The following is an 11,539-nucleotide window of genomic DNA, read 5'->3' on the forward strand; positions in this document are numbered from 1 at the left end:
GCGGGGGCGTTCGGCCGGCGCTGCCTTTCGGTGGGGGGATCGTCTTGCTCGCCGGCCGTCAGCGCGGCAGCCCGGCGATGAAGGCGGCGAGCCAGCCCGCCCATTGCGCGGCGTCCGTGCCGGGTTCGCCCATGCCGAAGCCGTGGCCGCCGCTCGCCAGCACATGCAGTTCCGCCGGCACCCCGGCCCGCGCGCAGGCCTGCGCCATGAGCGGTGCCTGACGCGGGTCGCTCACCGGGTCGTCGGCGGCCTGGACGAGGAAGGTCGGCGGGTAGCGGGCATCGACATAGGTCGTGGCCGACCACGCCGCCGCCCGCTCCGGCGGCGGATGCCGGCCGACCATCCGGCGCTGCGCCGAGGTCGGGCGCATGCCGTCGCCGAGATCGAGCACCGGATAGATCAGCGCCGCGAAATCCGCCCGCGCCGGCGTCGTGTCGGCGGCATCGACGGCGGGATAGGCGCCCATCGGGACCGCTCCGGCGGCGAGCGCCATCAGATGCGCCCCGGAGGAGAAGCCGAGCACGCCGATCCGGCGGATATCCGGCCCCGCGGCGCCGGCATGCAGCAGGCCGAGCGCCCGTCGCGCATCCTGCAGCGGCGCCGCCGGCCCGGCGCCCCAGCCTTCGCCGGGCAGGCGATAGTCGAGCACGGCGGCGGCGTGGCCCCGTGCGGCGAGCCAGCGCGCCGCCGGCAGCGCCTCCTTGCCGTCCTCGATCCGCCGATAGCCGCCGCCGGAGGCGATCAGCACCGCCGTCCCGGACGGGCGGTCGGGGCGGAACAGCGTCAGCGTCGGCCGCGCGAGCTGCCGCACCGCGCCGCGGCGATCGCGCCGGGCCTCGCCCCGCGGCCCTCCGCCGCCCGGCGGCTCGTCGGGCCATAGCGGCAGCACCCGCTGCGGCGACACGACCCGCTGCGGCGACGGGGCCGGCTCCGCAGGCCCCGCTTCGGCGGCGGCGGCGTGGAAGCCGCTGCCCGCCAGCAGGCCGAGAAAGGCGAGGAACCCGCGCCGGTCCATCGCGGCGGGGCCGCGTCAGCGGGTCGCGTAGGCGGCCTTGGCGGTGTCGATGAGCGCCAGCGCCTCCGGGCTCGCCCATTCCGCCGGCCCGGCAATATGGCCGATCTCGCAGCCCTCGGCGTCGATCAGCATGGTGGTCGGCAGGCCGAAGCCGCGCCCCACCGCCCGCAGGTCCTGGAAGGCCTTCGCCTTGGGGTCGGTGTAGAGGGCGAGGTTGCGGATCCCCGTCTCCTCGTAGAAGCGCTTCGGCTTCTCGCCGTCGCGGGTGTCGATGTTGATGGCGACCACCTCGAAGCCGTTGCCGCCGCGTTCCGCCTGCAACGTGTCGAGCGCCGGCATCTCGGTGCGGCACGGCACGCACCAGGTCGCCCAGATGTTCACCAGCCGCAGCCCGTCGCCGCCGATCCCGCCGAGCCGGGTGGCGGTGCCGTCGGGGGCGATCACGGCGAGGTCGGGAATGCGGGTCGGCTTCAGCGTCGGGGCGAAGGCGGCGAGCTCCCCCTTGGCGAGGTCGGAGAGCTTGCGGGCGACCTCGCCCGCCCGGCTGCACTGACCGGCCTCCCCGGCCGCCGGGCTGGCCTGATCGTCCACCCCACCGGCCTCTCCGGCGGCCACGCGGACAGGACCGGCGGCGCCGGCCGGCGCGTCGGCGTTGCGCAGCCCCCCTCCGATCCCGTATACGCCAGCAAACCCGGCGGCGCCGCCCAGGACGAGGGCGAGCGCGGCATAAAGGGCAAGCCGTCCCCCGCGCCCGCGCCGGTTCCCGGAAGGTGCCGGATCGATGGGGTCGGGTCGTTCGGTCATGGCCGTCCTCGCGGAGAAAAAGTCAGCATGAGCAACAAGATGTGGGGTGGCCGGTTCGAGACCGGGCCGGACGCGATCATGGAGGAGATCAACGCCTCCATCGGCTTCGACCAGCGTCTCTACGCACAGGATATCGCCGGTTCCAAGGCACATGCCTCCATGCTGGCCGCGCAGGGGATCATCACGGCCTCTGATGCCGAAAAGATCGCCGAGGGTCTAGACACGATCCTGTCAGAGATCGAGGCGGGCAATTTCACCTTCCAGCGCTCGCTGGAAGACATTCATATGAATGTGGAATCCCGGCTGGCGACCCTGCTGGGCGCCCCCGCCGGCCGCCTGCACACCGCCCGTTCGCGCAACGACCAGGTCGCGACCGATTTCCGCCTCTATGTCCGCGACACCATCGATACGCTGGATACGCAGATTACGGATCTGCAGCAGGCACTTAGCGAGAAGGCGCTTGAGCATGCCGGCACGGTGATGCCCGGCTTCACCCATCTGCAGACCGCCCAGCCGGTGACCTTCGGCCACCATCTGCTGGCCTATGTCGAGATGCTCGGCCGCGACCGGGGCCGCCTGCGCGACGCCCGCGCCCGCCTCAACGAATGCCCGCTCGGCGCCGCCGCGCTGGCCGGCACCTCCTTCCCGATCGATCGTTTCGCCACCGCTTCAAGCCTCGGCTTCGACCGGCCGACCGCCAATTCGCTCGATTCCGTCTCCGACCGCGATTTCGTGCTGGAGGCGCTGGCGGCCGCGTCGATCTGCGCCATGCATCTCACGCGTTTTGCTGAGGAAATCGTCATCTGGACCTCGCCGCTGGTGGGTCTGCTCAAGCTGTCCGATCGCTTCACCACCGGCTCGTCGATCATGCCGCAGAAGCGAAACCCGGACGCCGCCGAACTGGTGCGCGCCAAGATCGGCCGCATCGCCGGCGCCTTCTCGGGCCTGCTGATGGTGATGAAGGGCCTGCCGCTCGCCTATGCCAAGGACATGCAGGAAGACAAGGAAGGCGCCTTCGACGCGCTCGGCACCCTGTCGCTGATGGTCGCGGCGACCGCCGGCATGGTGCGCGACATGGTGCCGGACGAGGCGAAGATGAAGTCCGCCGCCGGCTCCGGCTATTCCACCGCCACCGATCTCGCCGACTGGCTGGTGCGGGTACTCGGCCTGCCGTTCCGCGAGGCCCACCACGTCACCGGCCGCATCGTCGCGCTGGCGAGCGGGAAAAGCCTGCCCTTGCATCGGCTTAGCCTTGCCGAGATGCAGTCGGTCGAGCCGCGGATCACCCAGGAGGTGTTCGGGGTGCTGTCGGTGTCCAAGTCGGTGGCGAGCCGCGTCTCCTATGGCGGCACCGCGCCGAAGAATGTCCGCGCCCAGGCGAAGCGCTGGCTGAAGCTGCTGGCGAAGGGGTGAGACGGCACCGTTCTGCGTCCTTCGAGGCCCGGCCTTTGGCCGGGCACCTCAGGATGAGGACGGCTCCGCCACCCCCCAACCCACCTTCCTCATGCTGAGGTGCGAGCGAAGCGAGCCTCGAAGCACGCAGACGGCCAACGGCTAACGCCCTTTGAGTAACCTCAAGGCATTGGCCGTCACCAGCACGGTGGCGCCGGTATCGGCGAGGATCGCCGGCCACAGGCCGGTGATGCCGGCGATGGTGGTGACGAGGAAGAACGCCTTCAGCCCCAGGGCGATGGTAATGTTCTGGCGGATATTGGCCATGGTCCGCCGCGACAGCGCGATCATCGCGCCGACATCGGCGACGCGGCCATGCAGCACCGCGGCATCGGCGGTTTCCAGCGCCACATCGGTGCCGCCGCCCATGGCGATGCCGACATCGGCGGCCGCCAGCGCCGGCGCGTCGTTGATGCCGTCGCCGACCTTGGCGACGGTCAGTCCCTGCGCCTTCAGCTCGCCGACGATCCGCTGCTTGTCCGCCGGCATCAGCTGGGCGCGGACCTCGATGCCGAGATCTCGGCCGACGGCCCGCGCGGTGCGGGCATTGTCGCCGGTGAGCATCACCGTACGAATTCCCTGATCCGCCAGTGCCTTGAGAGCCGATGCGGCATCGGCGCGGGGTTCGTCGCGCATGGCGAGGAAGCCGAGTGCCGCCCCGTCCGCCACCAGTACCGCGACGGTCTTGCCGTCGGCGTTCAGCGCCTCGATGGCGGCGAGCCGTTCGGCCGGCATCGGCGCCCGCTTGGCGGCCGCGACGGGAGAGCCGAGGAACAGCGCCCGCCCCTCCACCGTTGCCGTCACGCCCTCGCCGCCGATGGCGACGGCCTGCCGCGCCGCGGGCAAGGCGAGTTGCCTGGCCTCGCAGGCGGCGAGGATGGCGACCGCGAGCGGATGCGTGGAGCCGGCCTCCAGCGCGCCGGCAAGGCGCAGTACGCCGGCTTCATCGCCGGAGAAGGCAACGATATCCGTGACCTGCGGCTTGCCTTCGGTGAGGGTGCCGGTCTTGTCGAAGGCGACGGCGTTCACCTCGCGCAGCTTCTCCAGCACCGCGCCGCCCTTGATGAGCAGGCCGCGCTTGGCACCGGCGGCGAGAGCGGCGGCGATGGCGGCCGGGGTGGAGATGACCAACGCGCAGGGACAGCCGATCAGCAGGATGGCGAGGCCTTTGTAGATCCATTCGTCCCAGGCGGCGCCGAACAGCAGCGGCGGCACCACGGCGACCAGCGCCGCCAGCAGCACGACGAAGGGCGTGTACCAGCGCGAGAAACGGTCGATGAAGCGCTCGGTCGGCGCCTTGCTCTCCTGCGCCTCCTCGACGAGGCGCGCCACGCGGGCGATGGTGTTGTCGGCGCTGGTGGCGGTGGCGCGCATGGTCAGCGCCGCCTCGCCATTCACCGTGCCGGCAAAGAGCGGATCGCCCGGCGCCTTGGCGACGGGAACGCTCTCGCCGGTCACCGGCGCCTCGTTCACCGAGCTCGCGCCCTCCAGCACGGCGCCGTCGGCGGGAATGCGCTCGCCGGGCCGGACGAGGATGGTATCGCCGATGGCGATGCGCTCGGCGGGGATCTCGCGCGTCGTGCCGTTCTCGACGAGGCGCGCGACCTTGGGCACCAAAGCGGTGAGCGCGCGGATGGACTCGCGGGCGCGGCCGGCGGCGACGCCTTCCAAGAGCTCGCCGACCAGGAACAGGAACACCACCATCGCCGCTTCTTCCGCGGCGCCGATGATCACCGCGCCGACGGCGGCGATGGTCATCAGCATCTCGATGGAGAAGGGCGTGCCCGCCAGGGCCGCCATCACCGCGCGGCGCGCCACCGGGGCCAGCCCGACCAGCATGGCGACGGTGAAGATCAGGCGATCATAGTCCGGCCAGAGATGCCCGGCGGCATAGGCGAGGACCAGCGCCGCGCCGCAGGCCAGCGTCAGCCGCGCCTTGCCGCTGCGCCACCAGGAGCCGGCCTCCATCGCATGCACATGGCCGTCGGCCGCCCGGGCGGGGATGGCGGGGGGGCTCCGGTGATCGTGCCCGTGCCCAGCGTGGTCGTGATGATCGTGATCATGGCCGGCATGGTCGTGATCCCCATCGGAACCGTGCCGATGGCCGGCGTGATCATGTGCAGCGTGTTGATGGGTGTGGTCATGCCCGCAACCGCAAGCATGATCACGGCCATCATTATGAGACTGTGTCGTCGGCCCTTCTGCGGGGCGAAACAGAGGCGCGATGCCGTAGCCAAGCCCGCTCACCCGCTTTTCCACCAGCATCAGGTCGGCGCCGCTATGCTCGACGGTCATGGTGCCGGCGGTGACGGAGACCGCCACCTCCGAGACACCCGGCACCCGGCGCACGGCGGTGTCGATCTTGGACGCACAGGACGCGCAGTCCATACCCTCGATGCGATAACGTTGCTTGAGCGCCGACATGCACGCCTCCTTGTCCATCAGCGGAGGCGACGCTACATCCTCTAGCGACTAGAGGATCAAGAGGCGATTTCGGGGATTTTCGCGATGCCCAATCTCAGCATCGGCGCCGCCGCGAAGGCGAGCGGGGTCAAGGTGCCGACCATCCGCTATTATGAAAGCATCGAGCTGCTGCCGAGCCCGCCGCGTACCGGCAGCAACCGCCGCACCTATGACGCCGGCGACGTGCGTCGCCTCGCCTTCATTCGCCACGCGCGCGAGCTCGGCTTCGAGGTGGAGGCGATCCGCACCCTGCTTAAGCTGCAGGACGAGCCGGAACAGTCCTGCGCCGCCGCCGATGCCATCGCCCGCGACCGGCTCGCCGAGGTGGAGCGCCGCATCGCCAGCCTGGAGGCGCTGCGGGCCGAGCTCATGCGCATGGTGGAGGGCTGCTCGCACGGCCATGTCGGGGAATGCCGGGTGATCGAGATCCTCGCCGATCACGGCGAGTGCCGGCATCATCTGGGCGCCGAGCCGGTCGCATTGGCCGGCGGGGCCGGCGGCTGAGCGCCCGGCCCCAGGGGATCAGACGATCTCGCCGTCGGGGATATGGCCGATATAGGGCAGCTGGCGATAGGCATGGGCGACATCCATGCCGTAGCCGACCACGAAATAATCCGGGCATTGGAAGCCGACGAAATCCGCCTCGATCTGCACCGCCCGCTTGTGCGGCTTCTCCAGCAGCACGCATACCATGACGCGCCGGGCGCCGCGTGCGGCCAGCAGGTCCTTGGCGAAGGCGAGGGTGCGCCCGGATTCGAGGATGTCGTCGATGAGCAGCACGTCGCGGCCCTTCACCTCGCTGTCGATGTCGCGCAGCACGGTGACGTAGCCGGCGGAGACCTGCGAATCGCGATAGCTCGACAAGGTGATGAACTCGACCTCCGGGGCGAGGCCGGCGTCGTGCATGGCGCGGATCAGGTCGGCGGCGAAGACGAAGCTGCCCTTCAGCACCGCGATCACCACCAGCTTCTCCGGCTTGGCGGCCACGATCTCGTCGGCGAGCGCGCGGTTGCGGGCGGCGATGGTTTCGGCGTCGAACAGCACATCGATCCTCGGCGAGGCCGCCTGCTCTCCGGTGTCCGCTTCGCTCATGATGTCTCCTGCTGGTCGAATTCGCTCAAGGTCGGCAGGATGGACCGGCTGCCCGTCCCGCGTCCAGACGGGGGCAGCCGTAGCGCCTTCCCGACACGGATGCACACTCTATGTTAGGACAAGGCCGGCATCGTCGCCGCCGGCGGCACTTGTTCGTGTCCGAGGGATTCGCAGATTGGTTCGCTTCGAGAATGTCGGGCTGCGCTACGGCATGGGGCCCGAGGTGCTGAGGGACGTCACCTTCGGCATTCCCCCGCATTCCTTCCAGTTTCTTACCGGCCCTTCCGGCGCCGGCAAGACGACGTTGCTGCGGCTGATGTTCCTGTCGCTGCGCCCGACGCGCGGCCTCATCAACGTCTTCGGTCGCGATGTCGCCGCACTCGGGCCGGATGAGGTAGCGGCGCTGCGCCAGCGCATCGGCATCGTGTTCCAGGATTTCCGCTTGCTCGACCACCTCACCACCTATGAGAACGTCGCGCTGCCCTTGCGGGTGCAGGAGCGCGAGGAGGCGAGCTATCGCGCCGAGGTGACCGAGCTGCTCGGCTGGGTCGGGCTCGGCGAGCGCATGCATGTGCTGCCGCCGGTGCTGTCGGGCGGCGAGAAGCAGCGCGCCGCCATCGCCCGCGCGCTGATCAGCCGGCCGGAAATCCTGCTCGCCGACGAGCCGACCGGCAATGTCGATCCGCGCCTGGCCCGCCGTTTGCTGCGGCTGTTCGTCGAGCTGCACAAGACCGGGACCTCGGTGCTGATCGCCACCCACGACATCGCGTTGATGGACCAGTTCGACGCCCGGCGTCTGGTGATCAATCAGGGGCGGCTGACCGTCTATGACTGACACGCACCACATGTCCGAACCCGCTTCCGCCTCCCGGCCGGCATGGTGGACGCGCCTCACGGCACTGCTGCCCGTCGGTCGCGGCGCCGAGGCCGGGGAGGGGCGGCGTCCGCGCTCCCGTCATGCCATCGTGCCGTCGGCGACCGTCACCGGCGGGGCGCTGGTCGCGGTGGTGGCGATCATGACCTTCCTGGCGGGCATCACCATCGGCTCGGTGGCGGCGGTGCGCTCCGTCGCGTCGGAATGGACCACCGACATCGCCCGCGAGACCACCATCCAGGTGAAGCCCGGCGGCGGGCTCGACGTCGAGGCGGCGCTCGCCAAGGCGGTGAGCGTCGCCAGAGCCACGCCCGGCATCGTCGAGGCGCGGGCGCTCGATGCCGGCGAGACGGCCCGGCTGCTGGAGCCGTGGCTCGGGACCGGGCTCGACGTCTCCAGCCTGCCGGTGCCGCGCCTCGTGGTGGTGAAGCTGGCTCCCGATGCGGGCCCGCAGGCCGCCGATGCGCTGCGCGCCGCGCTGGCCGAGCAGGTGCCCTCCGCCAGTTTCGACGATCACCGGCAATGGACCCAGCGCCTGTCCTCCACCGCGCGGGCGGTGGTGACGATCGGCCTCGCGGTGCTGGGCCTGGTGGGGATCGCGACCGTGCTGTGCGTGGTGTTCGCCACCCGGGCGGCGGTGGACGCGGCGCGCTCCATCGTCGAGGTGCTGCATTTCGTCGGCGCGCGGGACAGCTTCATCGCCGCGGAGTTCCAGCACCATTTCCTCGCCGTGGGGCTCAAGGGCGGTGCGCTGGGCGGCGGGGCGGCGATGGCGGTGTTCTTCCTCGCCTCCACCGTGCCGCACTGGATCGGCGCCGGTACGCCCGCCGACACGCTGCTCGGGGCGATGACGCTCGACCTGCGCGGCTATGGGGGTATCCTCGGCGCCGCGGTGCTGGTGGCGCTGGTCACGGCGGTGACCTCGCGTATCACCGTCTACCGGACGCTGCGCGGTATCGGCTAGGTGGTTCATCCGTGACGAAGAGCGAATCAGCGCCGTTCCATCGGGAAAGCGCGGCTCGCCCGAGCCGGGTGCGCCGGCTGGCGACCATCGCCGCCGGCCTGCTGGCCGCGATGGTGCTGGCGTTCCTGGCCGGTTTCGCGGCCTTCCTGTTCTGCATTCTCGGCCCCTCCGACCGGACCGGCCGCACCGCCGACGGCATCGTGGTGCTCACCGGCGGCGCCGACCGGGTGGCGGAGGCCGCCAACCTGCTTGCCGAGCAGCGCGGCCGGCGCCTGCTGATCACCGGCGTGCATCCCGAGACCACGCTGGTCGAGATCGGCCGTACCGTGCCGGTGGCGCAGACGGTGCTGGACTGTTGCGCCGAGCTGGGCCGCTCCGCCCTCAATACGCGCGGCAACGCCATCGAGACGGCGGAATGGGCGCATCGCCTCGGCTTCCGGTCGCTGATCGTCGTCACCTCCGGCTGGCACATGCCGCGGGCACTGGTGGAGATGGGGCGCGCCATGCCGGAGATCGAGCTGCTGCCCTATCCCGTCGCCGGCGTCGCCCGCCCCGGCTTCTCCGGCGTGCTGGCGTCCGGGCGGCTGCTGCTGCTCGAATATGTGAAATATCTCGCCGCCTATGTCGGCATCCGGCCATCCCCCGCGACGACCGAGGAACTGACGGCGCTCTTTCCGCCTCACTCGCCGAAATCGACCACCTGATCGTTGAGCGGCAGGGCGTCGGTCTGCGGCCCGGCCAGCCGTCCGGTGTCGATCTTCAGCGCCCGGCCGCTCTCGAGCGCCTCGTCCTCTTCCGGCGGCAGCACGCCCATGCCGGTGAAGCTGCGGAAGACATAGGGCAGGCTGTCGGCGTCGAGCGGCGAGGGGCCGTCCATCACATGGAAGTGCAGGTGCGGCGCCGAGGAATTGCCGGTATTGCCCAGAAGGCCGATGACATCGCCGGCCTTCACGCGGTCGCCGAGCTTCAGCCCGGAGCCGTTCCGCTGCAGGCTGCCGCGCTGGAGATGGGCGTAGAAGGCGAAGCGGCCGTCGCCGATGTCGACCACCACCATGTTGCCGCCGATATTGGCGGCGGTGATGCCCTTGGCCGCCTGGCCGGGCACCTGTTCCTCCGCCTCGTCATAGAGGTTGACCACGGTGCCGTCGGCGACCGAGTGCACCGGCACCCCGTAAAAGGCATAGCTCGCCAGCGTGCCCTCGGCGCCGGTGAACAGGCGGCCGGCGTCGTCGAGCTTCACGAAGTCGATGGCGAAGCGCTCGGGCACCCGCAACAGGCCATTGACGGCCATCACCGCCCCGCGATGCGAGGTGATGCTGTCGCAGCAGCCATTCACCACCACCCAGCCCTTGCCGCGCAACGGCGCCTCGACCGCCACCGCCGGCCAGCCGATGGCGGTGGGCGCGGTGGTGAAGCCGTAGCGGGCGGGAAACGGCGTATCGGCCGGCATCGGTACCGGCTTGCCGTCCTTGTCGGCGGCTTGCCGGGTGGCGCCGATGCGGGCGGCGATCCGCGTCGGCACCGCCGTCTCGCTGGCCAGGGCGACATCCATGAACAGCGTCGCGGTCATCCCCGGGGCGAGGGTCGGGCCCTCGCCGCCGAAACGCTGCATCATCGCCGCCAGGGCTTCCCCCTCCATCACGGCAAGGGCGGTGCCTTCGGGCGTGACGGCCTCGACCTTGTCCAGGGTGACGAAGAGCCGGCTGGGATTGGCGACGAACAGTTCATAGGCGAGGTGGGTCCGCCCGTCGCCGCCGCGCACCGGGTGCGGCGTGGCCACCGGCGCCACCGTGATCGAGCTCAGGGTCTCCCCCTCGCGCAGCGACTGGGCCAGGGCGGGGGCCAGCGGAACGGCAAGGGCGAGGAACAGGGCGGTTGCGGCGCGCAGCATGACGGGGCCTCCGGGCGGGGCCGGAAACCTCGCTCAGTCCGGCGCAAACGGCAAGCGGCGACCGCGCGCGCGCCTATGCCTTCGGGAGCTCGGCGAAGCGCGCAGCCCGCACGCCGGCGCGGGCAAGAGCGTCGCCGCAGGCGGGCGAGGCGAGATAGGCGAGTTCCTGCTCGCGCGGGGTGGTGAGCGGATCCAGCGCGACGAGCTCGGCATCGACCCGGCCGGGATGGCAGTGCACCAGCACCCGGCCGCTGCTCGTCGCGTTGCTCAGGCTGTCGCGGAACACCCGGGCGTAGGGCACGCGGTCGGAGAAGTCGTAGAAGCCGCGGAAGCTGTCATTGGTGGCGAGGCCGAACCGTGCCGCCTGCGCGCCGAGGCCACGGTCGAAGGCGGCGATCACCATCGCCTTGGCGAAGCCGGTGCGGCGCCGGGCGCGGTGCAGCGTTTCGCCGCAGGAGCGCAGCCAGGGGGAACCGCCATAGCGGTGGGCGAGCTCCTCCATCACCACCCGCCGGATCCCCGGCAGGACATGGCAATGCTGGTGGCCGTCGAGAAAGTCGGGCGGAGCGCCCCAGACGTCCTCGAAGGCATCGAGCTGCGCCCGCAGCTCGGCGCGGACCGCCTCCAGCGGCAGCGTCCGGCTCACGGCGGCGCGGGTGAGGGTGCCGATCGACGGCAAACGTTCATTCGCGGCAAGACCTTGCGCCTGCGTAAGCGGGCGCTGGCCGGTCAGCGTAAGGTGCAGTCCGATATCGGCAGGATGTTCCCGCACCGTGCGGGCCAGCTCGCCGCCATGGCGCCGCCAGCCCGGCAGGCCGCTCATGGCGCCGGTGGCGGACAGGCGCCCCAAGGTAATCAGCTCGATGATGCCCGCGGAAACGCCACTGCTTAAACCGAAGTCATCGGCACAGATTACTATGGGGTAAGGTATGGATGCCGTCACTTCTTGGGCCCTAAAAATATCGCAATTGATTTATACTTAGC

11 protein-coding genes are annotated in these 11,539 nt (G+C 70.7%); 5 read left to right on the plus strand and 6 right to left on the minus strand.

The window, feature by feature from the left end; all coding sequences use genetic code 11:
- Window positions 1–58 precede the first annotated feature (58 nt).
- Complete coding sequence (locus tag KHC19_RS11550; RefSeq protein ID WP_213352493.1) at window positions 59–1,015, minus strand: alpha/beta hydrolase; 957 nt, start codon at window positions 1,013–1,015, stop codon at window positions 59–61.
- Between the two features lie 15 nt (window positions 1,016–1,030).
- Window positions 1,031–1,819: a thiol:disulfide interchange protein TlpA gene (gene tlpA, locus KHC19_RS11555; protein ID WP_213352494.1), complete on the minus strand. Its 789-nt coding sequence runs from the start codon at window positions 1,817–1,819 to the stop codon at window positions 1,031–1,033.
- Between the two features lie 27 nt (window positions 1,820–1,846).
- Between tlpA and argH the strand changes: the two genes are divergently transcribed.
- Window positions 1,847–3,232: an argininosuccinate lyase gene (gene argH, locus KHC19_RS11560; RefSeq protein WP_213352495.1), complete on the plus strand. Its 1,386-nt coding sequence runs from the start codon at window positions 1,847–1,849 to the stop codon at window positions 3,230–3,232.
- Window positions 3,233–3,373: 141 nt separating this feature from the next.
- Here argH and KHC19_RS11565 read toward each other — a convergent pair whose 3' ends face one another.
- On the minus strand, window positions 3,374–5,695 hold the full coding sequence (locus tag KHC19_RS11565) for a heavy metal translocating P-type ATPase (protein ID WP_213352496.1): 2,322 nt from the start codon (window positions 5,693–5,695) through the stop codon (window positions 3,374–3,376).
- 84 nt (window positions 5,696–5,779) lie between these two features.
- Here KHC19_RS11565 and KHC19_RS11570 point away from each other — a divergent pair, with 84 nt between their 5' ends.
- Window positions 5,780–6,238 carry a MerR family transcriptional regulator gene (locus KHC19_RS11570; protein WP_213352497.1) on the plus strand — a complete coding sequence of 153 codons (459 nt, stop codon included), beginning with the start codon at window positions 5,780–5,782 and terminating at the stop codon, window positions 6,236–6,238.
- 18 nt (window positions 6,239–6,256) lie between these two features.
- Here KHC19_RS11570 and hpt read toward each other — a convergent pair whose 3' ends face one another.
- Complete coding sequence (gene hpt / locus KHC19_RS11575) at window positions 6,257–6,826, minus strand: hypoxanthine phosphoribosyltransferase (RefSeq protein WP_213352498.1); 570 nt, start codon at window positions 6,824–6,826, stop codon at window positions 6,257–6,259.
- 175 nt (window positions 6,827–7,001) lie between these two features.
- Between hpt and ftsE the strand changes: the two genes are divergently transcribed.
- From ftsE to KHC19_RS11590, 3 genes are read left to right on the plus strand one after another with little or no spacing between them, the layout of a single operon-like run.
- Entirely contained in the window at window positions 7,002–7,661 is a 660-nt protein-coding gene (gene ftsE / locus KHC19_RS11580; protein WP_213352499.1) for a cell division ATP-binding protein FtsE, read from the plus strand.
- A 10-nt stretch (window positions 7,662–7,671) separates the two neighbouring features.
- Complete coding sequence (locus KHC19_RS11585) at window positions 7,672–8,664, plus strand: cell division protein FtsX (RefSeq protein ID WP_213352500.1); 993 nt, start codon at window positions 7,672–7,674, stop codon at window positions 8,662–8,664.
- 11 nt (window positions 8,665–8,675) lie between these two features.
- Window positions 8,676–9,368: a YdcF family protein gene (locus tag KHC19_RS11590; protein ID WP_343207697.1), complete on the plus strand. Its 693-nt coding sequence runs from the start codon at window positions 8,676–8,678 to the stop codon at window positions 9,366–9,368.
- On the opposite strand, the gene KHC19_RS26210 is transcribed toward KHC19_RS11590, so the two are convergent.
- Together KHC19_RS26210 and KHC19_RS11600 are read right to left on the minus strand one after the other, a co-directional pair.
- Window positions 9,344–10,555 carry a M23 family metallopeptidase gene (locus KHC19_RS26210; protein ID WP_213352501.1) on the minus strand — a complete coding sequence of 404 codons (1,212 nt, stop codon included), beginning with the start codon at window positions 10,553–10,555 and terminating at the stop codon, window positions 9,344–9,346. The two genes, KHC19_RS11590 and KHC19_RS26210, sit on opposite strands and share 25 nt — an antisense overlap.
- Before the next feature lie 73 nt (window positions 10,556–10,628).
- Window positions 10,629–11,498, minus strand: a complete 870-nt coding sequence (locus tag KHC19_RS11600) for a ChbG/HpnK family deacetylase (protein WP_343207698.1) — start codon at window positions 11,496–11,498, stop codon at window positions 10,629–10,631.
- Window positions 11,499–11,539: the final 41 nt, after the last annotated feature.

The organism is Ancylobacter oerskovii, assembly GCF_018390555.1.
In the GTDB taxonomy this organism is placed as follows: domain Bacteria; phylum Pseudomonadota; class Alphaproteobacteria; order Rhizobiales; family Xanthobacteraceae; genus Ancylobacter; species Ancylobacter oerskovii.